Here is a 22,354-nt window from a genome sequence, read left to right on the forward strand (position 1 = left end):
TAAAGAGAATTGACTCACTATACCCAGATTAAGGAGGACGTGGATAGTGAGTCTTAATATTAATATGGAAACAAAACATGACGTTCTATGTATTCGTTTAAGCGGTGAGTTAGATCATCACACCGCGGATGAACTTCGCGAAAAAGCGATAACCGTTATTGAAAAAAATGATATTCGTCATATTGTCTTAAATCTGGAACATCTTGCGTTTATGGACAGTTCAGGCTTAGGAGTTATATTAGGCAGATACAAACAAATTAAACAGGTGCATGGTGAAATGGTCGTTTGTGCAATTTCCCCTGCAATACAAAGATTATTCGATATGTCCGGTTTATTTAAAATCATCAAAATGGAACCGACAGAAGAATTTGCATTGCAAAGATTGGGGGTGGCCTGAGTGAAGAATGAAATGAATCTTCAATTCAGTGCGTTAAGTCAAAATGAGTCCTTTGCCCGTGTAACTGTTGCAGCGTTTATTGCACAACTAGACCCTAATATGGATGAGCTGACCGAAATAAAAACTGTCGTTTCAGAAGCCGTGACTAACGCGATTATTCATGGTTATGAAAATGATCCCAATGGAATTGTCTATATTCAATTAATTATTGAAGATAGTCTAATTGATCTGACAATTAAAGATGTTGGAATTGGAATTGTAGATGTGGAAGAAGCTCGTCAGCCTTTATTTACAACAAAACCGGACCTAGAGCGTTCCGGTATGGGTTTTACTATCATGGAGAATTTCATGGATGAGGTAGAGGTTCATTCACAGCCAGGTCGAGGAACCGAGGTTAGATTACGAAAGCATTTACAAAACCGCAAAATGCTTTGCAATTAAGGAGACTTGCCAATGGATGTGGAGGTTAAGAACGATAAAGGTCAAACATACTTAAAGGACCATGAAGTAAAAGAGCTCATCAAAAAGAGCCAAGACGGGGACCAAGCATCAAGGGATTTAATCGTCGAAAAAAATATGCGTCTTGTCTGGTCTGTTGTTCAACGGTTTCTTAATCGGGGCTATGATCCGGATGACCTGTTCCAAATTGGTTGTATCGGACTATTAAAATCAGTTGATAAATTTGACCTTTCATATGATGTGAAGTTTTCGACTTATGCCGTCCCGATGATTATTGGTGAGATTCAGCGATTTATCCGTGATGATGGAACCGTTAAGGTTAGCCGCTCTTTGAAAGAAATGGGAAACAAAATCAGAAAAGCAAAGGACGATTTATCGAAAACGCTTGGAAGAATTCCAACCGTTAACGAAATATCAGCACATTTGGAGCTTACACCGGAGGATGTAATCCTTGCTCAAGAAGCAAGCAGGACACCATCTTCCATTCATGAAACCGTTTATGAAAATGACGGGGACCCGATTACATTACTTGATCAAATTGATGACGGTAATGATGGGAAATGGTTTGATAAAATCGCTTTAAAGGAAGCTATCCGTGAATTAGATGAACGTGAAAGACTCATTGTCTATTTAAGATATTATAAGGACCAAACACAATCTGAGGTTGCCCTTAGGCTTGGGATTTCCCAGGTCCAAGTATCACGACTTGAAAAAAAGATATTGCAGCAAATGAAAGGCCGTATGGATCTCTGATTCATACGGTTTTTTTTGTTGTATACTGGATTTTTTTGGATTTCATGAAAAAGTTGCTTATTACTCATACTATTTTTACGAGGAAATCTTTGTGTGGGAAGTGAATGTTTTGGAAGAAACAATATACATCCGCATGCGGAATCGTGTCCAATCTCCGCCTGAAGAAAAAGTATTGTTAAAAGATATTGCCCAAGTCATTGCCCCAGAAGAAGTTCTTTCACATTTACAAACTATGATGATTCATCAATTATTAGATGCGGAACAGAATATTGTCATCATAGATGTCATGAAAGTAATCTACTTAATAAAAAGAGAATTTGGAGAAATGGAAGTTCAGACCATTGGCCCAGCTCAAACCATTATTGAAGTTACTTATAAGAAAAAAGGAGTTTCCATTCCCTATTTTCTGTTAATATGGTTTCTCTTATTTTTTGGTTCAGCCATGGCAATAATGAATTTTCATGATGATGTAAGTATGCAAAGTGTCCAAGAAAAAATATACACCATCATAACAGGAAAAAAAGAAACAAAACCTTTACTTTTTCAAATCCCCTATTCTGTTGGACTAGGCTTGGGAATGATTCTATTTTTTAATCATTTTTTTAAGAAACGGATTAATGATGAACCCAGTCCTCTAGAGGTAGAAATGTTTAATTATCAAATGGATTTAGATAACTACGTAATTATTCATGAAAATAAAGAAAGTATGAAAAAAATCAGTGATGATTAGTATTTTAGCGATTATTTTTTTAGGTGTAGCAAGCGGACTGGCAGTAGGTTCTGGTTTTGTAGCTTTTCTTACCGTTCTCGGGGTTATCCCAAGACTAACACAGCTGAGCAAGACGATGAAAATGATTCAACAATATGAATGGGCCGTGGTTTTAGGTGCGCTAACCGGGGTAGGAGCGAGTCTTAGAGATCCTGTTTTACATATTCCTTCCTTTCCGCTAATTTTTTTAGGAATCACTGGTGGGATTTTTTATGGAATGCTGGCTGCCGCCCTTACAGAGGTATTAAATGTCTTCCCTATCCTTGCCAAAAGAATCCGATTAGATGGAGAAATTGCCATATTAATTATGGCGATTGTATTAGGGAAGATTTTCGGATCTATCTTCCAATGGGTTTACTTTGTCCATCATTAAAAACTATTGAAAACAGTCTAGCACCAGCGCTTAGCAGGGCGCTTACGCTTTTCTGATGAAAGGACATCACAGAATGAGCAATCGGAGGCGTGTTATTTTAATAACTGATGGTGATGAATATGCAAAGAGGGCTGTACAGCTTGTTGCTAAGGAAATTGGCGGCAGGTGTATTTCTAGTTCCCAAGGTAATCCGTCAACCTTAACTGGTCAGAAAATAGTCCAGTTAATAAAAAAAACTCCGCACGATCCTGTTCTAGTGATGTTTGATGATAGTGGAATAGTTGGAGAAGGTGCAGGTGAAAATGCTTTGAAATTTGTTGCCGGACATGAAGATATTGATGTCCTGGGCATCATTGCGGTTGCAGCAAAATCAAGGCATGAGGAATGGACAAGAGTGGATGTAAGCATCGATCGTGATGGGAATTTAACTCCATATGGTGTAGATAAATATGGTATACCTGAGCTTGAAATTGGAAGAATAAATGGTGACACCGTGTACTGTCTGGATGAATTGGAGGTCCCTATCATCGTAGGAATTGGCGATATTGGCAAAATGTCTAGACATGACTCCTACAAGAAGGGGTCCCCAATAACGAAAAAAGCAGTGGAGCTTATACTTGAAAGGAGTGGCTTCCATGTCAAGAAGTAATGAACATAAATGGCCAATCCCCGAATCAGTAAATGAAATTGAAAATTATATGAAACAACGGGTAGGTCTTGGGGTAAGCTTTGATTTTGGCGTTAGGAAATTAAAAATTCTCAAAAAAGACGTACATATCTACTTTGTAAACGGCTTATGTGATTCCCGCTTCGTAATTGAATTAATTGAAGAATTAGTTGAAATCAATGACCATGAAAAATTATCATCAGATTTCTTTAAGGTAATTGAAAATAGGCTAATTAATCAATCGGTTGAACAAGCAACCACACTTGATTACATTGTTGATAAGGTTTTGTCTGGATTAGTTGCTGTAGTAATGGAAGGGGAAAATACAGCTTTTGTCATTGATGTTAGAAGCTATCCAGGAAGGCAGCCTCAAGAACCCGATACAGAAAAGGTGGTTAGAGGGTCTCGTGATGGGTTTGTTGAAAATATTATTTTGAATACTGCCTTAACGAGGCGGCGAATTCGAGATGAACGTCTTCGCTTTGAAATGCTAAAGGTAGGAGAACGGTCCAAAGCAGATGTAGCTTTAGGCTATTTGGAAGATGTGGCAGATCCGGATATGATAAATATTATCCGCAAAGAAATTCAAGCTATTAAAACAGATGGAATTCCAATGGCCGATAAAACCATAGAAGAATTCATTCTAAAACAGGGCTGGAATCCCTTCCCGCTCGTAAGATATACGGAGCGTGCTGATATCGCTGCAACGCATATTCTGGAAGGGCATGTTGTAATTTATGTTGACACCTCCCCAAGTGTCATAATCACTCCTACGACATATTTCCACCATCTACAGCATGCAGAGGAATTTCGCGAATCTCCTGCAATGGGAACATTTTTGCGTTGGACGCGTTTTTTAGGCGTACTAACGTCTATTTTACTCCTCCCACTATGGATGCTATTCGTATTAGAACCATCCTTATTACCTGAAAGATTCTCCTTTATTGGACCAAATGAAACAACAAATATCCCGATTATTGTTCAGATTTTCTTGGCTGATTTTGGGATTGAGTTTTTACGGTTAGCCGCCATACATACACCTACACCACTATCGACAGCCATGGGTTTAATAGCTGCGGTATTAATTGGACAGATAGCGATTAGTGTTGGGCTGTTTGTTCCTGAGGTAATTTTGTATGTCGCGGTTGCAGGGATTGGCTCTTTTACAACTCCTAGTTATGAGTTAAGCGTTGCAAACAAAATTGGTCGATTGACATTGTTGATTTTTGTCTCGTTGTTTCATTTGCCAGGATTTGTGATTGGGACGACTGTGTTCTTCCTCTGCTTAGTAAAAATCCGTGCCCTAAATACACCATACCTATGGCCGTTTCTTCCATTTGAGCCAAAAGGATTTTTACAAATTATTGTGCGCCGAGCCATACCAGGTTCCGTACTCAGACCAAGTATTGTTCATCCAAGAAACCTTTACCGACAACCACCTAAAGCAAACGAGAAATAATTGCACTTTTCAAACAGGTATGCTAGAATATTTTAATTAAATAAAGGAATAAAGTGTAAAAATAGGCAGTTTCTTTTGGAGATTCTGTCTATTTATTATTATCATTAGGGATTGTACGCATAAACTAAAGTAAGTGATTGGGAGAGAGGGAAGGGAATGTATTTTTACGGGACAACAGGGGTAAATAAAAATGGGAATTTGGAAATTGGCGGAGTTGATTCTGTCCAGTTAACAAAAGAATTTGGAACTCCCCTTTATGTATATGACGTTGCATTAATGCGCGAGAGGGCCCGGTCCTTTAAGCAGGCATTTGAAGAACAAAATATTAAGGCTCAAGTTGCCTATGCGAGTAAAGCTTTTTCTACTATAGCGATGATTCAGCTTGCTGAGGAAGAGGGGTTGTCACTCGACGTAGTATCAGGTGGGGAATTATATACTGCATTGGTTGCAGGATTCCCGGTTGAGCGAATTCATTTTCATGGGAATAATAAAAGCAGAGAAGAATTAGAAATGGCTTTGGATCAGGAAATTGGTTGTATTGTTGTTGATAATTATTTTGAGCTTGAACTTTTGAAAACTATATCCATCGAAAAAAATGCCCATGTGAACATCTTGCTAAGGATCACTCCGGGTATTGAAGCCCATACGCATGATTACATTTTAACTGGGCAGGAAGATTCGAAGTTTGGGTTTGATCTTCAAAATGGACAAGCGGAAGAAGCGCTAAAAATGGCACTTGGAGTTGAAAACTTTGAGGTCCTTGGACTCCATTGCCATATTGGATCACAGATTTTTGAAACAACCGGATTTTTATTAGCGGCAAAAAAGATTGTTGAAAAAATGGAAGTATGGAAGCATAAGCTTTCCTTTGAAGCCAAAGTATTAAATTTAGGTGGGGGCTTTGGAATCCGCTATACAAAAGAGGATGAACCCTTACAACCCTCACAATATGTAAGTGAAATTATACGTGAGGTCAAAAAGTTAACTGAAACCAATTCATTAAAAATGCCGGAAATTTGGATAGAGCCTGGTCGCTCGCTTGTTGGTGATGCAGGAATTACCCTTTATAAAGTGGGTTCTTCCAAGGAAGTCCCTGGTGTTAGAAAGTATTTAGCAGTTGACGGTGGAATGAGTGATAATATTCGACCGGCCCTTTATCAGGCCAAGTATGAGGCTGTTCTAGCAAATAAGCCGTTAACGAAAGCAAATAAAACAGTCTCCATCGCAGGGAAATGCTGTGAATCTGGGGATATGTTAATTTGGGATTTACCGCTTCCGGAAACTGGAGAAGAAGATATACTTGCCGTTTTTTGCACGGGTGCCTACGGCTATTCTATGGCAAATAACTATAATCGAATACCGCGTCCAGCAGTTGTTTTTGTAGAAAACGGGACAGCTACTCTTGTAGTAAAAAGAGAAACTTTTGCAGATTTAATCCAGTATGACCTACCGTTGAAATAGAAAAAGATGCCGCTAAAAATAGCGGCATCTTTTTGTTAGGCTCTTTTCGTAAACTTTGTTGTTTTTGGAGCATAATACTGTTCACTTACTTAGTTCCTGGGCGATTTTCGCAAATGTTCTTACGAAAAGATGCCACGAAGTATCTAGTTATACGGGTTTATAAACTTATACGAAAAACAACAATCTATGCGAAAATAGCCTTTTGTTAAGAAAACAATGCTTTAATGGCATCAATGAGCCAGATGAAAAACTGTTTTAATTTTTCTAAAAATCCTTGCCCCTCTTCCGAGTGGAGAAATTTTGAAATACGATCTTTGGCTTTGTTTAGCTGGTCACTAACTTGGTTCCAATCAATATCTAAATCCTTAAGCTTATTAAAAAAGTCCATTAAACGTTTCATTTCTTCATCAGTAAGTGTAACATTTAATTCATTGGCGGCTTGTTCAATGATTTTTTGTAATTCTTGATCATTTTTTGGTTTATTCTTGGCAATCTCTTCTTTCACTTTAGCAATTAATGCTGCAGCATTTTTATTACCAATGGAATCACCTAGTTTAGCGGTTTCGACCATTTCCTGATTTGCGGCTTGTTTTACTTCTTCAGGAATTGTCTTATCTGCTGATATTTCATAGGCTTTTATAATGCCAGTTAGCGCAGCAGTTCCAGAAACCGTAATGGGGGCTGTAATATAAATCTTTGCATCCTTAACACCCGCTGTAATAAGGGCATTGACATACATCTCGTCCGTAACCCAGTTAATATTTTTGGTTTTGACGGAAATCCCAGATCCCTTAGGTTGAATCGTTATCGCAGAAGATGATATTGCCTTTGTACCGATAAGCGCTTTTGATACGTATTTCCCTAAATATTGATGTTCCTCCTGATTCGATACCGTTACTATTTGAACATCTTCAGGGGCACCCATTTCGGATAATAGTGTTTCCTTTTGACTAGTTGTTAAATTTTCACCAAGTGTAACAATCATATCACCTTCAGCCATGTCAGCAAAAGTGTGGACCGGATTGAAAATTAGCAAACTTAACAGTAAATAAATAAGAATTTTTTTCATAGTTTCCTCCTCGTCAACTCTAAAAGGTAGTGATGAATCGTTCATTTATATAATATAACCGATTCCACTAATAATAACGTAAATAACAACGTGGAAGTTTCATAGATAGTAAATCTTAACTGGGAAAATGCAAAATTTGTAAGCAGAATAGATTATTTTTGTAATTTAGTGTAGAATGGAGGTCGTGGACAACATCTTCAAAACTATTTTTGGAGGAAGCAATTTCATGAAGAGAAGTAACTGGATTTTGTTTAGTATTCTTATTGGTCTGTCCGCTTTATGGGGGATTATCTATTGGATTTTTATTGGACCACGACATTAAGAATAATTTTGATTGATGATTGGCCTTTTAATATGTATCATGATGATTAATGAAACATAATATCAGCCACTACATATAATGAATAATGTTTAATATTGATTTTCTTGGTAAAAATATACTATTGTTAAACCAAATAATTTCATCGGTTTATTTAATATAATGAGGGATCTAAATGTTAATTCGTTATAAAAAGACATTCGAAAAAATTGCCATGGGTTTATTGTCCTTTATGCCCAGCGAAAAAGATTTAAAAAAGCTCCAGCATACCATGAAGGAATATGAAACAGAAGAAGATTGGCACCTATTCCTCTGGAAAGAAGAAGATATCATTGGGCTTTTAGGTGTCCTAAATCACAATGATACCAATACTTTAGAAATCCTTCATATCTCCGTTAATCCTTCGCATCGTTTTCAAGGAATTGGTAAAAAAATGGTGAAGGCACTGACAGAAATGTATGCAGAAAAGGAAATTACGGCTAATGAAAATACGGCCGCTTTTATTGAAAAATGCGATCTTTGCTAGATTTACACTCAAAAGGCAGTGAATAAATTTATTCACTGCCTTTTCGCATCTTTAATGACTGGTTTCTTTCTTCAATGATGGGGGATCTGTCGCGTAATTTATGACGGTTAACTAGTAAATTATTAGTAAGATCACTCTCATTACCCCATGTAAAACCCTTTTGTTCACTTACTTTTTTTGCTGCTTCTAGTAAGGTTGAATTACTTAGCGGTAAAGAAATGCTTCTATATAATTCACCTTTTTGCAGTGCGGTAATCTGTCTATTTAATAAGTGATGGAAATCCACATGATGGATTCCGAGTTTTGTCAGGAAATCAGAATGTAATTCAAAAATCTTTATTGCTTTTATTAATGTTCGTCGAGCACCGCTAAAATTACTTCGACGATGATGGTAAGCAGATACAGATAATAAAATAAAACCGACCCAAATGGAATTTTTATTTTTGGGGTCTGTCTTTTTCCAGTAATCCTCAAGTAATTCATGACACTCGAAATAATCACGATCACCATGAAAATGGGCTAAAAAATCGATATACTCACTCGGGTACAAGCAATTCCCCCCCCTAATAAAATGTATAGTCTAGTTTATCATATTTGAAGGGGTCCCCTAAGAAAATAATCTTCAAAAAAAGCCCGTCATGATTGACGGGCAAAGTAGTTCTAAATAATATTGGCACCATATTGGACAGTTTTATGTGTATACCTGTACATATACCTAATGTTTATTAATATACCCAGGAAGCACCAACAATAATTAATAAGATAAATAGAACTACAATTAAAGCAAATCCGGATCCAAATCCGTGTTCAGACATATTCATTACCTCCTAAAAGATGTTTTGTTCTTTTCCTTGTCATCATATGTAGGATATTTGTCCATTGTTATGGGCAAACATCATGTTTTGGTAATATTCCCTCGCCAATTTGATTTTTTTATTGGATAACCTTATTTAATCCTCTATACTATTAATAGTCGAAGTAAATACTTAACGAACTTATTAATTAAAGAATTTTGGTGATATCGTGCCATATCAGGTGAAAATTGATGCATTTGAAGGACCGTTAGATTTGCTGCTCCATTTAATTAATGGGCTGGAAATTGATATATATGATATTCCTGTTGCCCAAATTACCGAGCAATACTTAATTTATATAAAGACGATGAATGAACTAAAGCTCGATGTTGCAAGCGAGTTTTTGGTTATGGCAGCCACATTGCTCGTAATCAAGAGTAAAATGCTTTTACCGAAGCATGCGGAACTTCTTGAAGAAAACGATACTGACATGATGTATGAAGAAGATCCAAGGGACGAACTTGTTGAGCGCCTCATTGAGTATCGAAAATATAAAGAAGCAGCTCATGACTTAAAAACCATGGAAGTAGAGCGCGGGCTAATGTTTACGAAGCCGCCAAGTGATCTTTCTGAGTTTGCGAAAGAGAAACAACCGGAAAAAGCGGAGCTAAATGTTTCTCTGTATGATATGCTGGCAGCTTTTCAAAAATTAATGCGACGAAAGAAACTTCAGCGCCCGATGGCGACAAGAATCACACGTCAGGAAATATCCATTGAAAAAAGAATGAATGAAATTATGGTTGAACTAAAGCAGCTTAAAGTTCAAATAAACTTTAATGATTTATTTCCTTATCCTGCTAAGGATCATATCGTGGTCACCTTTTTAGCTGTTTTGGAGCTTATAAAAAGAAAAGAGATTGACGCCCAGCAACAAGAGAATTTTGGAGACATTTATGTTAAAGCCGTACAGGAAGGGGCAGAAATGATTGGAAATCGTTAATTGGAGCAGTATTCTAGAGAGCCTGTTATTTGCTGCAGGGGATGAAGGGCTTTCACTGAAACAGGTTGCTGAGGTCCTAGAGGTAAATGAGCTAAAGGCAAGTGAAATCATTGAGGATCTAAAAAAAGAATATGAGCGAGACACCAAAAGGGGAATTATGATGGTCCAGCTTGCTGGTACCTATCAGTTAGCAACCAAGAAAGAAAATGCTGCATATCTCAAGAAACTAGTGGATTCCCCCCATACTTCCACCTTGTCACAGGCAGCATTAGAAACATTGGCAATCATTGCCTATAAGCAACCAATCACCCGTGCTGAAATCGAGGAAATCCGCGGGGTGAAAACAGAACGTCCGTTGCATACACTAATGGCAAAAGCATTAATTAAAGAGGTTGGCCGCGCCGAAGGTACTGGTAGAGCTTATTTATATGGGACAACGAAGGAGTTTCTTGACTACTTTGGTCTAAAAAGTATTGAAGAACTTCCACAGCTTCCAGACAAGGCAGATGATGAATTTATTCAAGAAGAAGCAGATCTATTTTTTGAGAAATTTTCAGAAACGATTAACTCTTAATTTTCCAATACTTGCTTGAATTTATGATAAAATAAATGTAAGTGGAATATTCAATTCTTTTTAACAAGTTTAAAATATTTACATGCAATATTGTCATTGGCCAAGGAGTGGAATTCATTTGTTAATTAAAGATTGTAAAGGCATTGAATTAGAAAAAGAAAAATCAAATACTTCTGAGGATTTTTTTAACAGGAGCGAAGTTACCTTTGTTGAAGATGGTGTAGAAAAAACACTTCATATTTTGTATGTTAGGTATTTTGATGAGATCCGTCACGAATTCACACCATACGAGCAAGATCCTATTTTTGTTCAGCAAGGACATGAGACGACTTTTAAAGACATTGTAGGACTTGTATGTCTCTTGAAAAATCCAGGCTTGCGCAGTCGAAAAAGGCTTTATATCAATTCAAAGCAGGAATTTGCTACTTATTTTCAAGATATCAATTATAATAAATTACCTGAAATCTTTCTTTCTCTTAACGAAAAGAAAGAATATGAGCTTCGTTCTCCGCTTGAGTTCATTTTACAGCCAAAATAGTAAAGTATACGAAGTAAAAATTTAGGGGGTAAACAATGGGCAATACATTGGTAAAAACACAATTAAATGATGTAAAGAATTTTTTAGGGGATTCTATCTTAAAGTTAGAGAATTTTTTAAATGAAGCAACAATTTCGCAATTGAATTTAGAAAATGAAGAGGACCTTCAGTATAATAAATTGATCTTTGCAAATTTACGGAAATTAGCGGTCTATAGTGAAGAAGGGTTGGATGCGTGCTCTGTTATTTTGCAAGGCAGCCCATTTCAAAAAGCAGCCGCAGAAAAAACTCTGTATAAAATTTATCATCAATGTATTGAAGAATTTTTCTCGCCTAAGAATGATGCTTGGTTCGAGGACAGCAGGTCCGCCTACACCGGTAGAAACTCAATAAAGTTTTATCGAAATGTAACTGATCCTATTGTACAGTTAGTCAAAAGTTTAGAAGGTGAGTTTCAAAGGATTAGAGAAGAACTTGAATTCTATGAAACAGATTACCGAACTAAAATGATTCAATCCAAATAAGAAATATTTTTGAAGACTGTCCTCATAGGGCAGTCTTTTATCGTGTTCTTAATTAACCGTATCCTTCATACCATCTAGGTAGGTTGTTATAATCTATTGTCAGGAAGAAGGGTAAGGATGGATCGTTTTAGTCAATATGTTAACGAATTGTTTGAATGGAATGAACAAATGAAACAGTTTCTTCAATCTGAAAAGGAGGGGGGAACTCTGAATTATGGGAACATCTTGATCATTTCACGGAGTTAATTGAAAGCACAGGCAGACAATTATCAAATGAAGAGCTGTTAAGCCTTCAAGCGAAGGCCGAGCATATTCATGAGCAAATGGAAAATTACTTTAAAAGAAAACAAGACAGTGGAGTTCTTGTGCCGTCAGAAAAAGTGGTTCCCCCTGGGGGCCATACACTCCCTGACCTCACTTTCCCCTATAATGCATTAGAACCATATATTTCAGAGGAAATCATGAAGCTTCATCATGATAAGCATCATCGATCATATGTGGATGGGTTAAATAAAGCAGAACTTAACCTAAAAAAAGCCAGGGAAACAAATGATTTTTCCTTAATAAAGCATTGGTCACGGGAGCTTGCCTTTCATGGTTCAGGACATTATCTTCATTCAATTTTTTGGAAAAACATGAGCCCGAATGGCGGTGGGGCCCCGCATGGTCTTTTAAAAGCTGGAATCGAGAATTACTTTGGGAGTTTTGTGGCGTTTAAAAAACAATTTTCTGAAGCCGCCAAGCAAGTCGAAGGAGTGGGATGGGCAATTTTGGTTTGGTCTCCACGGGCGCGGCATTTAGAGATACTGCAGTCTGAACGACATATGCTATTGACTCAGTGGGATACTATCCCGCTCCTGGTATTGGATGTTTGGGAGCATGCGTATTATTTACAGTATAAAAACAAAAGGCCGGAATATGTCGACAATTGGTGGAACATAGTCAATTGGCATGATGTTGAGATGCGGTATGAAAAAGCAACAGATATCAAATGGCCAGCCTATTAAAAAGTTAAGCAGACGACAAAATGTTGTCTGCTTTCGTTTTTCTATCTCAAATAGTCATAACGAGCCTTGTCCTGCATAAACTTGTACAAGAAAAACGAAAAGCAGAAGTGCCTTCCTTGGCATGGAAGCTAGATAACTATACAAGGGGACGAGGTTAATCTAATGAGAATGATATGGAAGCTAGTTATTTTTTCTCTCATAGTCTCAATATTCATTGCTAACATTCCTCAAAAGGTGGATGCTTCTGTTTCCGTAAGTGCAGCAAGTGCGGTGTTGATAGAGCAGAAATCAGGTCGAATCCTTTACGAGAAAGATGCTCATACCAAACGAAGGATTGCGAGTATAACTAAAATAATGACTGCGAAACTAGCAATTGAATCCGGGAAAATGAATCAATACGTAAAAGTAAGCGACCAAGCCACTCGTGCGGAAGGATCGTCCGTCTATTTAAAGCCCGGTGAAAAAATTAAGCTTAAGGACCTGGTTTATGGTTTGATGCTAAGGTCTGGAAATGATACGGCGGTAGCGATTGCCGAGTATGTTGGAGGCAGTGTAGAAGGGTTCGCCTACTTGATGAATTTAAAGGCAAAGGAAATCGGGATGTTAAATACCCACTTTTCCAATCCACATGGCTTAGATGACCATGAAAATCATTACTCAACTGCCTATGACATGGCAGTGTTAATGCGTTATGCCATGCAGGATAAAACCTTTAAGAAAATATCAGGCACGAAGGTATATAGAGCGCCAAACCCGACAGAAGATTGGGACCGTGTCTGGAAAAATAAAAACCGCTTACTTACAAAATATAAATATACAACCGGAGGGAAAACCGGTTTTACAAAACGAGCAAAAAGGACATTGGTAACAACTGCAACAAAAGGAGATATGAACCTTATAGCGGTAACCTTGGACGGACCAGACGATTGGAATGACCATATTTCCATGTATGAAAGTGGATTTAAAGGGTTTGATATGGCCGAAGTCCTCTCAAAAGGGAAAATTGAGGGTGTTACAAATAAGTATTATAAGAACCATTTATATGTTAAAAAAACAATTGTCTATCCCGTAACAAGCGAAGAAATGGATCTATTTTCTATTAAATATAAGTTGAACAAGCCAATCAAAAAGTTTGATAAGGATAAGAAAACTGACGAAGTTGTGGGTAAGGCAGCCGTTTACTTGGATGGAAGGGTAATCAAAGAAACCCCCATTTACTATCAGAATATGCCAGAACCTAATAAAGGGCTGCTGAATTCTGTAAGGGAAATTTTCCTTACGATTATTGGTGTAAAGTCCAATGGTTAATTATATCTGGGTGTTTATGACGGTTGTTGGATTTATCTTTGCATTAATTAATGGAACGATGGCTGAAGTGAATAAAGCCATTTTTGACGGGGCAAAAGAAGCGGTGACCCTCTGCATTGGACTCATTAGTGTCCTCGTCTTTTGGCTTGGCATGATGCGAATCGCAGAAGAGTCTGGCCTGTTAGAACGTTTGTCTAAACTATTTCGACCACTTGTCAAACGCTTATTTCCTGAAGTACCAGTAAATCATCCAGCCATGGGTTATATATTATCTAATATGATTTCAAACATGTTTGGTTTGGGAAATGCAGCCACTCCTCTTGGTATTAAAGCGATGGAGGAATTAAAAAAGTTAAATGGAGGTAAGGATTCAGCGAGCAGGTCCATGGTGACTTTTTTAGCAATTAATACGGCTAGTATTACTATAATTCCGACAACTGTCATCGCGATTAGAATGAATTATCATTCTGCTTCACCTACAGAGATTGTCGTTCCGACGATTATAGCAACCATTATCTCTGCGTTAGGTGCAATCATTATTGACCGTTATTTCTATTATCGCAGAAGCAGAAAAGGATGAAGAAACATGGAGCTGATCTCGGTTATATCGTTAACATTTATCCCTTTACTTATTGGGTTTATTCTATTATATGGCACCTTCAAGCACGTTCCGACCTATGAAAGCTTTGTTGAAGGCGGAAAAGAAGGAATTAAAATTGCATTCTCCATTATCCCCTTCCTTGTTGGAATGCTAGTGGCCATCTCTATATTTCGGGCATCCGGGGCACTAGATGCTTTAATGAATTGGATACGCCCAGTCATGAAATCTATTGGAGTACCCGCTGAAATTGTGCCATTATTGTTCATCAGACCGATATCTGGAAATGCTGCGCTGGGAATGACTAGTGATTTGATAGCTGTATATGGACCGGATTCATTTATTGGCCGCCTAGCATCTGTTTTACAAGGAAGTACTGACACGACTTTTTATGTGTTAACTGTCTATTTCGGTGCAGTAGGTATAAAAAAAATGGGGGATGCCCTAAAAGTAGGCCTCCTCGCCGATGTAGTTGGAATTATTGTGGCAATAGTAGTTGTTGCGATGATTTTTGGAACAAAATAATCTTAAAGTCATGAGCATGTTCATTTTGAACATGCTATTTTATATTCCAGTAATAATACCCGTTACTTTGAAAAGTGAAGTAATTGTGTCATAATTCATAAGGATAGGTTTCTGTGTTCGCTTCACTGGTAATAGGAAAATACTGTTACTCAGCAGGAAACAAGTAGCTAAATACAGCCATCTTATCTTTTTATACAGATAAATTCGAGGTGGAATGAATGGAAAGATTGCAAAAAGTAATCGCTCAAGCGGGCATTGCTTCAAGAAGAAAATCTGAGGAATTAATTAAAGAAGGGCGAGTAAAGGTTAATGGAAAGGTTGTTACAGAACTTGGTCTGAAGGTATCTTCATCTGATAGGGTGGAAGTGAATGGAATTCAGATTGAAAAAGAAGAACCTGTTTATTTCCTTTTATATAAACCAAGAGGAGTTATATCAAGTGTTAATGACGAGAAGGGTAGAAAAGTGGTTACTGATTACTTTCAACATTTTAAAGAAAGAATTTTTCCAGTTGGACGCCTTGATTATGATACATCAGGATTATTAGTATTAACGAATGATGGAGAATTTGCTAATTTACTCATGCATCCGAAAAGTGAAATTGACAAAGTGTATGTTGCAAAGGTTAAAGGAATACCATCAAAAGAAAATCTTAGGAAGCTAGAAAAAGGAATTCGTCTAGAAGACGGGAAAACAGCCCCGGCAAGAGTGAAATTGCTTTCTGCTGATAATAAAAAACAATCTGCGATTGTTGAAATTACCATCCATGAAGGTAGAAATCGTCAAGTTCGCAGAATGTTTGAAGCAATTGGTCATGATGTATTGAAATTAAAGCGTGAACGATATGCATTCTTAACACTGAATGGTTTAAAAACGGGCGATGCAAGAGAACTTACGCCACATGAAGTAAAGCAGCTTAGAGCATTGGGGATTGGAACTACGAAAAAAAATTCATAAAAATGTCACAATTAGTATTTTTCATTTCCACAGTACTTGTGTTGTAAAGTGCTATAATTAGACAAACTGTGTTGTGTGATCTACTGGAGGGGAATTAATGAAAAAACGGCGATTAGTTATTAGAACAATAATCCTACTTTTATTAGCGGCTGCCGTTGCTTATACGCTATATGCTAGTTTTACAAAAGATAATAAACAAAAAGTGACGGTTAATAGCATAGCACCTGATTTTGCACTGGTTGACATGCAGGGAAAAAAACATCGGCTTTCAGATTATCGAGGACAAGGGGTATTCTTGAATTTCTGGGGAACGTGGTGCCCGCCTTGTAAAAAGGAAATGCCTTATATTAATAATCAATATAATCAATACAAGGATAATGGGGTTCAAGTAGTGTCAGTTGATATACAAGAATCAGAAATTGCAGTCAATCAATTTGCAGAACGCCTCAAGCTAGACTTTCCGATTATGATTGATAAAGACAAAGAGGTCATGAATACCTATGGAATTGATTTGCTGCCAGCCACCTTTTTGATTGATAAAAATGGCAAGGTAGTAAAGTATTATACGGGTGAGTTAACAGAAGAAAAAATTAGGGAGTTTATGGAGAAAATAAAACCTTAAGGTTGTTGGGAGTTTTTTCAATGAAAGATGTTAAATGTGAATGCGGACATGTAAATCCACATGGAACCGTTTTATGTGAAGCATGCGGAAAGATTCTGGATGAGCAAAATAACCCTGCAGAGCTTCTTGACATGCGTTATGAAGGAAGTGCACGACGTTCACAAACGTACAATAAAACATTTATTGATAAAATATGGAACTTTTTTTCCTCCGTTAAAGTCGGCGTTTGGCTAATAATTATTACCTTAATTGCTTCCGCACTTGGAACAATTCTTCCGCAAGAAATGTATATTGACCTGCCGGCAGAAGTTTATTATGAGCAGGAATACGGGTGGGTTGGTAAACTCTATTACCAATTAGGCTTCAATAATTTATATAGCTCTTGGTGGTACTTATTATTAATTGCAATGATCGGTATATCCTTGGTCATTTGTAGTCTCGATCGGGTGGTGCCATTATATAAAGCCCTGAAGGCCCAACGGGTGACAAGACATGAAGGCTTTTTAAAACGTCAGCGTATTTTTGGCGTAAACGATAGTACGGATGAAAAGGATTTCATGGCAATTAAGAAGCATCTTAAGGAAAGACGCTATCAGGTTCGTGAAGAAAATGGGGATATTTTAGCTGAAAAAGGGCGTTTTTCTCGCTGGGGTCCATACGTAAACCATGTTGGCTTAATCATTTTTTTATTTGGCGGAATGCTCCGCTTTATTCCGGGGATGTATGTAAATGAAGATCTTTGGGTTCGGGAAGGTGAAACAGCTGTAGTGCCGGAAACAGATGGACAGTTCTATATTCAAAATAACAAATTCATTCTAGAGCATTACGATAAAAATAAAGATAAGACCTTTGAAAAAGCGATTAGTATGGCAGGGGAGGTTGTGAAAAACTACCAATCCAACGTTGTCTTATATAAGCGTGTTGGACAAAATCTCCCAGGTGAGAAACCCAAACTAAAGAAGATTGAAGATTATAAGGTCCGAGTTAATTTACCGCTCACATATGAAGGTTATTCCGTTTTCCAAGCTTCCTTCAGGAGTGAATTAAATAAGATGTCATTTGCATTGACAAATAAACAGACTAAAAAGTCAGTAGGCGAGCTTAAGGTTGACCTTAGAGATCCAAAGACGAAGTATGATCTAGGGAATGGATATTCTGTTGAAATTCTAAACTATTTTCCTGACTTTGAGTTTGCAGAGAATGGGGAGCCTACAACGAAATCTCGAGTCCCAAACAATCCTGCATTTGTCTTTAAAATGGTTTCTCCTGAAAAGCCAAAAGGAGAAACTAGTTTTGTTGCCATCAAGCAAACCATCGAGCCATTTGGGGATAATCAATATAAAATGGCATTTAAAGGAATTGAAACGAAAAATATATCAGGTTTTATTGTTCGTAAGGATTCAACATTATGGGCAATTATTTTGGGTGGAATCATATTTATGATTGGTGTCATCCAAGGAGCCTATTGGAACCATCGCCGAATTTGGATTCAAAATAAAAACGGACAAGTTTGGGTTGCGGCACATACAAACAAAAATTGGTATGGACTAAAAAAAGAAATTGAAACAGTATTAAAAGATACAAAACTTGTTATGCCAGATGATCAAGTTCAAACGGAAGATACAGATAAATCTAAAGAAAAGGAGAGTGTCTAGTTGGTTACAATAAGCAGTAATTTATTATTTATTTCTTTTATTCTATATTTAGTTGCAACCCTTTTTTACGGCGGGTCTATTAAATCAAAAAAGCATTCGAGTGCAAAGGAAGGAACCAATAGATGGGGAAAGATTGCTGTTCTGTTAACTATTATTGGTTTTGTTTCACAACTGGGTTACTTTATCACTAGATGGATTGCTGCTGGACACGCACCTGTTAGTAACATGTTTGAATTCACAACATTCTTCGGGATGGCCCTTGTAGGTGCATTTATCGTTATTTATTTTATATATCGTACAACCTTACTTGGACTATTTACAATGCCTGTGGCTCTATTGGTTATTGCTTATGCGAGTATGTTTCCAAAGGATATTACGCCATTAATACCGGCATTACAAAGTTATTGGTTACATATTCACGTAACTACTGCAGCTATTGGGGAGGCTATTCTATCGATAAGCTTTGCAGCAGGGCTTATTTATCTCGTAAAGGCAATTGATCAAACAAAATCCAGCAAACAAACATTTTGGCTTGAAATGGTAATGTTTGCATTAGTTGCTGTGCTAGGCTTTGTTACTGTTTCATCCATATTTTCAGGTATGGGTTACCATGAAAAATTTAATTGGATTGATAAACATGATAACGCCGCAGTTGCTGAATATACGATGCCTGCCCTTTCAGGACCGCATAAGGGAGAATTACTAACAAAGGACGGATTTAGGCCTATATTCGAGGTACCTGCCTTTATTAATGCAAAAAAATTAAATACCGTTATTTGGTCATTAATGGCGGGACTTGTTATTTATGGTTTAATTAGATTAATTTTACGAAAACGAATTGCTGCAGCACTAAAACCGATTGTTAAAAATATTAAATTAGACTTTGTTGACGAAATTAGCTATCGCTCGGTATTAATCGGTTTCCCAGTCTTTACTCTGGGTGCACTTATTTTCGCGATGATTTGGGCACAAATGGCTTGGTCACGATTTTGGGGATGGGACCCAAAAGAAGTTTGGGCATTAATCACATTTTTATTCTATGCAGCATTTTTACATCTTCGTCTTTCAAAAGGGTGGCATGGTGAAAAATCTGCTTGGTTAGCAGTAATTGGCTTTGTTATTATTATGTTTAACCTTGTGGCAGTCAATCTCGTTATTGCCGGACTCCATTCCTATGCTGGATAATCATTTGAAAATCGGATAAGGATATAATTTAATAACCTTCATTTACTAATAAGTGAAGGTTATTTATAAAATCTTCAAATGTAACAACAGTTGTCAAATTATTGACACTTTTAATAGGAGTAATTAGTACGAAAATATAGCATAAAACCAGCCCGTTTTGTAAAATAAACTCCATGGGGGGATTAATAATGGAAAAAGACGTGAAAATTTTAGTTGTGGATGATGAGGAAAGAATTCGCCGTTTATTAAAAATGTATTTAGAGCGTGAAGACTATACAATTGATGAAGCTGAAGATGGAACTGAGGCATTAGCTAAAGCATTTGCTAATGATTATGATGTTATTCTTCTTGACCTGATGATGCCAGGGAAAGATGGAATTGAGGTTTGTCGTGAATTAAGAGAAAAGAAGGCAACACCGGTCATCATGCTTACTGCTAAAGGGGAAGAAATTAATCGTGTCCAAGGCTTTGAAGTTGGCACCGATGATTATATTGTCAAACCATTTAGTCCGAGAGAGGTTGTCTTACGCGTCAAAGCCTTGTTAAGAAGGTCTTCACAAACAAGTTACCTGCAAACGGAAACGACAACCAAAGACGTCATTGTATTCCCGCACTTAACCATTGATAATGATGCACATAGGGTAACTGCTGACGGTAAAGAAGTAAGTTTAACACCAAAAGAATATGAATTGCTCTATTTCTTAGCGAAAGCACCGGATAAAGTATTTGACCGTGAACAATTACTTAAAGAAGTATGGCATTATGAATTTTTCGGCGATCTACGGACAGTTGATACACATGTAAAACGTCTTCGTGAAAAATTAAACAAGGTTTCCGAGCAAGCTGCCAGAATGATTGTTACAGTTTGGGGCGTAGGCTATAAATTTGAGGTTATTAATGAATGACGCTTTTAAGAAGTGTTGTTGGAAAGCTATGGTTAACGATCCTTTTACTAGTATCTTTTGTGCTTTTCATCTTAACCATTATGCTTCTCGAATTTTTCCAAAATCAAAATACGCTTGGGATGAAAAATGATTTAACCAATACAGCTGAGAAGATAGCAAACGTTTTAGAAGAGCATCCTAAAGAAAAATTGCCACTTGGACTAGAGATATCCTGGGAAATTATCGATAAAGTTAACAAAGTAGTTATTATTAAAAATGACAGAGAAATCTACTACTCTCCAAACACGGATATTTCAAATAGGTTATCTCTAACTGATATTCAAAAGGATCCCAAACTATCACAAGTATTTACTAAAGATTTATCCGTTGAAAAGGTTTCTACCCTTTCGTTTAATGATGGGAAAGACGGAGATAAGTATTCAATTATAGGTGTACCTTTACATCTTCCTGGGGAAGAAAAAAGTGCGGTTTTTATTTATCAATCAGTAGAAATAATGCAACAAACCACCCATGAAACAACAAAATTTATTTTACTTGTTGCAGGTGTTGCTATTATTCTTACGACTATTTTTGCCTTCTTTTTGTCCACAAGAATTGCAGCCCCTTTAAGAAAAATGAGAGAAGCAGCGTTTGAAGTGGCTAGAGGGAAATTCGATACTAAAGTCCCTATTCTTACCCATGATGAAATTGGTGAACTAGCAACGGCATTTAATCAGATGGGTAGACAGTTGAAGTTCAATATGAGTGCTCTTAGCCAAGAGAAAGAGCAATTATCGAGTATTTTAAGCAGTATGGCAGATGGAGTAATTACCTTTAATCGGGATGGGACAATTCTGATTACCAACCCTCCAGCTGACCGTTTTCTTCAGTACTGGTATTATGAAATGGGTGGAATTAGTACTGATTCCGAGGCCACACCACCAGAGGTAATGGATCTGTTTGAACAAGCTGTCGATACGGAAGCAGAACAAGTCGGTGAAATTTCATTCCAAGGCAGGCATTGGGTTATCCTGGTTAGTCCATTATATAGTAACCGGTTTATACGTGGTGCAGTTGCTGTTTTGCGGGATATGACTGAGGAACGACAGTTAGATAAAATGAGACAAGACTTTATTGCTAATGTCTCCCATGAGCTTAGAACACCTATATCGATGTTACAAGGCTATAGCGAGGCAATAGTAGACGATATCGCGGAATCACAGGAAGAGAAAAAGGAAATGGCAAAGGTCATCTATGATGAATCATTGCGAATGGGCCGGCTTGTCAATGAGTTGCTGGATTTAGCCCGTATGGAAGCAGGACATCTGCAATTAACAATGGAAGATGTTAATATTTCTTCATTTATTAATCGAATTATTCATAAGTTCCAGGGACTAGCTAAAGAAAATGAAATTCAATTGTATGCCGAAATAGAAAATGAAACCACCACTATTTCCTTCGATCCCGATCGAATCGAACAGGTACTCACCAATTTAATTGATAACGCCATCAGACATACACCAAAGGGTGGCTCTGTTAAATTAAGTGTGACTTCGGATGATAAGGGCATAATGATTAGAGTGAAGGATTCTGGTACTGGTATTCCCGATGAAGACTTACCTTTTGTCTTTGAAAGGTTTTATAAGGCGGATAAAGCTCGGACGAGAGGAAGAGCTGGAACAGGACTTGGACTAGCCATAGCTAAAAATATTATTGATGCACATCGTGGTCATATTTCTGTTCAGAGTAAACTAAATCACGGAACGACATTTTCCTTTTTACTGCCTCGAAAATAGTAATAAGAACAAGTATTTTGCCGATTGTTCTTGATTCACGAGGAACAACTTAAAGCGGAAGCGCCTTGCCCAGGGGCGACAGGCATAAGACGAGCCGGCGAGAAGGTTGTTCTTTAACCTTCTTGACGGATTGGCT

General features: G+C 37.3%; 25 protein-coding genes and 1 pseudogene. 23 read left to right on the forward strand and 3 right to left on the reverse strand.

What is annotated here, in order from left to right:
* The first annotated feature begins 46 nt into the window (after window positions 1–46).
* From spoIIAA to lysA, 8 genes are all read left to right on the forward strand, one after another.
* The gene (gene spoIIAA / locus RCG22_RS23335; protein ID WP_098261695.1) at window positions 47–397 is read left to right on the forward strand and encodes an anti-sigma F factor antagonist; all 351 of its coding nucleotides are present in this window, start codon (window positions 47–49) and stop codon (window positions 395–397) included.
* Window positions 398–838 (forward strand): anti-sigma F factor, encoded by a 441-nt coding sequence (gene spoIIAB, locus RCG22_RS23340; protein ID WP_066257365.1) that lies wholly within the window; start codon window positions 398–400, stop codon window positions 836–838. It abuts the gene before it with no gap.
* Between the two features lie 12 nt (window positions 839–850).
* A complete protein-coding gene (sigF, locus tag RCG22_RS23345; RefSeq protein WP_098261694.1) occupies window positions 851–1,609 on the forward strand; it encodes an RNA polymerase sporulation sigma factor SigF in 759 nt (252 codons plus the stop codon).
* A gap of 109 nt (window positions 1,610–1,718) precedes the next feature.
* A complete protein-coding gene (locus RCG22_RS23350) occupies window positions 1,719–2,339 on the forward strand; it encodes a stage V sporulation protein AA (protein WP_098261762.1) in 621 nt (206 codons plus the stop codon).
* Complete coding sequence (locus RCG22_RS23355) at window positions 2,329–2,751, forward strand: stage V sporulation protein AB (protein WP_098261693.1); 423 nt, start codon at window positions 2,329–2,331, stop codon at window positions 2,749–2,751. Before RCG22_RS23350 ends, RCG22_RS23355 begins: the two co-directional genes overlap by 11 nt.
* Window positions 2,752–2,824: 73 nt before the next feature.
* Window positions 2,825–3,400, forward strand: coding sequence for a stage V sporulation protein SpoVABEA (gene spoVAEA, locus RCG22_RS23360; protein ID WP_098261692.1), 576 nt, complete (start codon window positions 2,825–2,827; stop codon window positions 3,398–3,400).
* A complete protein-coding gene (locus RCG22_RS23365; protein ID WP_308104907.1) occupies window positions 3,387–4,877 on the forward strand; it encodes a spore germination protein in 1,491 nt (496 codons plus the stop codon). The genes spoVAEA and RCG22_RS23365 overlap by 14 nt, the downstream gene beginning before the upstream one ends.
* A 156-nt stretch (window positions 4,878–5,033) precedes the next feature.
* Window positions 5,034–6,338, forward strand: a complete 1,305-nt coding sequence (lysA, locus tag RCG22_RS23370) for a diaminopimelate decarboxylase (protein WP_308104908.1) — start codon at window positions 5,034–5,036, stop codon at window positions 6,336–6,338.
* Between the two features lie 205 nt (window positions 6,339–6,543).
* Here lysA and RCG22_RS23375 read toward each other — a convergent pair whose 3' ends face one another.
* A complete protein-coding gene (locus RCG22_RS23375; RefSeq protein ID WP_308104909.1) occupies window positions 6,544–7,407 on the reverse strand; it encodes a DUF1002 domain-containing protein in 864 nt (287 codons plus the stop codon).
* Window positions 7,408–7,901: 494 nt separating this feature from the next.
* On the opposite strand from RCG22_RS23375, the gene RCG22_RS23380 reads away from it, so the two are divergent.
* Window positions 7,902–8,252 (forward strand): GNAT family N-acetyltransferase, encoded by a 351-nt coding sequence (locus RCG22_RS23380; protein WP_066257341.1) that lies wholly within the window; start codon window positions 7,902–7,904, stop codon window positions 8,250–8,252.
* A 28-nt stretch (window positions 8,253–8,280) separates the two neighbouring features.
* Here RCG22_RS23380 and RCG22_RS23385 read toward each other — a convergent pair whose 3' ends face one another.
* Both RCG22_RS23385 and RCG22_RS23390 read right to left on the reverse strand, forming a co-directional pair.
* A complete protein-coding gene (locus RCG22_RS23385) occupies window positions 8,281–8,802 on the reverse strand; it encodes a DUF309 domain-containing protein (RefSeq protein ID WP_308104910.1) in 522 nt (173 codons plus the stop codon).
* Between the two features lie 175 nt (window positions 8,803–8,977).
* Window positions 8,978–9,067, reverse strand: a complete 90-nt coding sequence (locus RCG22_RS23390; RefSeq protein ID WP_066363308.1) for a YjcZ family sporulation protein — start codon at window positions 9,065–9,067, stop codon at window positions 8,978–8,980.
* 208 nt (window positions 9,068–9,275) lie between these two features.
* On the opposite strand from RCG22_RS23390, the gene RCG22_RS23395 reads away from it, so the two are divergent.
* The 14 genes and pseudogenes from RCG22_RS23395 (at window position 9,276) to RCG22_RS23460 (ending at window position 22,218) form a co-directional block, all read left to right on the forward strand.
* Entirely contained in the window at window positions 9,276–10,046 is a 771-nt protein-coding gene (locus tag RCG22_RS23395; RefSeq protein ID WP_308104911.1) for a segregation/condensation protein A, read from the forward strand.
* Window positions 10,033–10,620, forward strand: coding sequence for an SMC-Scp complex subunit ScpB (gene scpB / locus RCG22_RS23400; protein WP_098261685.1), 588 nt, complete (start codon window positions 10,033–10,035; stop codon window positions 10,618–10,620). Before RCG22_RS23395 ends, scpB begins: the two co-directional genes overlap by 14 nt.
* A 118-nt stretch (window positions 10,621–10,738) precedes the next feature.
* Window positions 10,739–11,158: a hypothetical protein gene (locus RCG22_RS23405; RefSeq protein WP_066257326.1), complete on the forward strand. Its 420-nt coding sequence runs from the start codon at window positions 10,739–10,741 to the stop codon at window positions 11,156–11,158.
* 35 nt (window positions 11,159–11,193) lie between these two features.
* Window positions 11,194–11,682: a YpuI family protein gene (locus RCG22_RS23410; RefSeq protein ID WP_308104912.1), complete on the forward strand. Its 489-nt coding sequence runs from the start codon at window positions 11,194–11,196 to the stop codon at window positions 11,680–11,682.
* Between the two features lie 117 nt (window positions 11,683–11,799).
* Window positions 11,800–12,689, forward strand: a pseudogene (locus RCG22_RS23415) (superoxide dismutase).
* 162 nt (window positions 12,690–12,851) lie between these two features.
* Window positions 12,852–13,997, forward strand: a complete 1,146-nt coding sequence (locus tag RCG22_RS23420; protein ID WP_308104913.1) for a D-alanyl-D-alanine carboxypeptidase family protein — start codon at window positions 12,852–12,854, stop codon at window positions 13,995–13,997.
* Window positions 13,990–14,577, forward strand: coding sequence for a nucleoside recognition domain-containing protein (locus RCG22_RS23425; RefSeq protein WP_066257319.1), 588 nt, complete (start codon window positions 13,990–13,992; stop codon window positions 14,575–14,577). Before RCG22_RS23420 ends, RCG22_RS23425 begins: the two co-directional genes overlap by 8 nt.
* Window positions 14,578–14,583: 6 nt before the next feature.
* Window positions 14,584–15,120, forward strand: a complete 537-nt coding sequence (locus RCG22_RS23430) for a spore maturation protein (RefSeq protein ID WP_098261682.1) — start codon at window positions 14,584–14,586, stop codon at window positions 15,118–15,120.
* 218 nt (window positions 15,121–15,338) lie between these two features.
* On the forward strand, window positions 15,339–16,076 hold the full coding sequence (gene rluB / locus RCG22_RS23435) for a 23S rRNA pseudouridine(2605) synthase RluB (RefSeq protein ID WP_308104914.1): 738 nt from the start codon (window positions 15,339–15,341) through the stop codon (window positions 16,074–16,076).
* A gap of 97 nt (window positions 16,077–16,173) precedes the next feature.
* The gene (gene resA, locus RCG22_RS23440; RefSeq protein WP_308104915.1) at window positions 16,174–16,698 is read left to right on the forward strand and encodes a thiol-disulfide oxidoreductase ResA; all 525 of its coding nucleotides are present in this window, start codon (window positions 16,174–16,176) and stop codon (window positions 16,696–16,698) included.
* A gap of 20 nt (window positions 16,699–16,718) precedes the next feature.
* Complete coding sequence (resB, locus tag RCG22_RS23445) at window positions 16,719–18,353, forward strand: cytochrome c biogenesis protein ResB (protein WP_308104916.1); 1,635 nt, start codon at window positions 16,719–16,721, stop codon at window positions 18,351–18,353.
* A complete protein-coding gene (gene ccsB / locus RCG22_RS23450) occupies window positions 18,354–19,538 on the forward strand; it encodes a c-type cytochrome biogenesis protein CcsB (RefSeq protein WP_098261678.1) in 1,185 nt (394 codons plus the stop codon).
* Between the two features lie 188 nt (window positions 19,539–19,726).
* Window positions 19,727–20,443: a response regulator transcription factor gene (locus tag RCG22_RS23455; protein ID WP_098261677.1), complete on the forward strand. Its 717-nt coding sequence runs from the start codon at window positions 19,727–19,729 to the stop codon at window positions 20,441–20,443.
* A complete protein-coding gene (locus tag RCG22_RS23460) occupies window positions 20,440–22,218 on the forward strand; it encodes an ATP-binding protein (protein WP_098261676.1) in 1,779 nt (592 codons plus the stop codon). Before RCG22_RS23455 ends, RCG22_RS23460 begins: the two co-directional genes overlap by 4 nt.
* Window positions 22,219–22,354: the final 136 nt, after the last annotated feature.

Origin of the sequence: Neobacillus nitrireducens, assembly GCF_030915405.1 — a bacterium.
Taxonomy (GTDB): Bacteria; Bacillota; Bacilli; order Bacillales; family Cytobacillaceae; genus Neobacillus.

Bases quoted from the DNA above. Each gene is read 5' to 3' on its own strand.
- sigF (WP_098261694.1), top strand. From the start codon at position 851: ATGGATGTGGAGGTTAAGAACGATAAAGGTCAAACATACTTAAAGGAC.
- spoVAEA (WP_098261692.1), top strand. From the start codon at position 2,825: ATGAGCAATCGGAGGCGTGTTATTTTAATAACTGATGGTGATGAATAT.
- RCG22_RS23365 (WP_308104907.1), top strand. From the start codon at position 3,387: ATGTCAAGAAGTAATGAACATAAATGGCCAATCCCCGAATCAGTAAAT.
- lysA (WP_308104908.1), top strand. From the start codon at position 5,034: ATGTATTTTTACGGGACAACAGGGGTAAATAAAAATGGGAATTTGGAA.
- RCG22_RS23375 (WP_308104909.1), bottom strand. From the start codon at position 7,407: ATGAAAAAAATTCTTATTTATTTACTGTTAAGTTTGCTAATTTTCAAT.
- RCG22_RS23380 (WP_066257341.1), top strand. From the start codon at position 7,902: ATGTTAATTCGTTATAAAAAGACATTCGAAAAAATTGCCATGGGTTTA.
- RCG22_RS23390 (WP_066363308.1), bottom strand. From the start codon at position 9,067: ATGTCTGAACACGGATTTGGATCCGGATTTGCTTTAATTGTAGTTCTA.
- RCG22_RS23410 (WP_308104912.1), top strand. From the start codon at position 11,194: ATGGGCAATACATTGGTAAAAACACAATTAAATGATGTAAAGAATTTT.
- RCG22_RS23420 (WP_308104913.1), top strand. From the start codon at position 12,852: ATGAGAATGATATGGAAGCTAGTTATTTTTTCTCTCATAGTCTCAATA.
- RCG22_RS23425 (WP_066257319.1), top strand. From the start codon at position 13,990: ATGGTTAATTATATCTGGGTGTTTATGACGGTTGTTGGATTTATCTTT.
- RCG22_RS23430 (WP_098261682.1), top strand. From the start codon at position 14,584: ATGGAGCTGATCTCGGTTATATCGTTAACATTTATCCCTTTACTTATT.
- rluB (WP_308104914.1), top strand. From the start codon at position 15,339: ATGGAAAGATTGCAAAAAGTAATCGCTCAAGCGGGCATTGCTTCAAGA.
- resA (WP_308104915.1), top strand. From the start codon at position 16,174: ATGAAAAAACGGCGATTAGTTATTAGAACAATAATCCTACTTTTATTA.
- resB (WP_308104916.1), top strand. From the start codon at position 16,719: ATGAAAGATGTTAAATGTGAATGCGGACATGTAAATCCACATGGAACC.
- RCG22_RS23455 (WP_098261677.1), top strand. From the start codon at position 19,727: ATGGAAAAAGACGTGAAAATTTTAGTTGTGGATGATGAGGAAAGAATT.
- RCG22_RS23460 (WP_098261676.1), top strand. From the start codon at position 20,440: ATGACGCTTTTAAGAAGTGTTGTTGGAAAGCTATGGTTAACGATCCTT.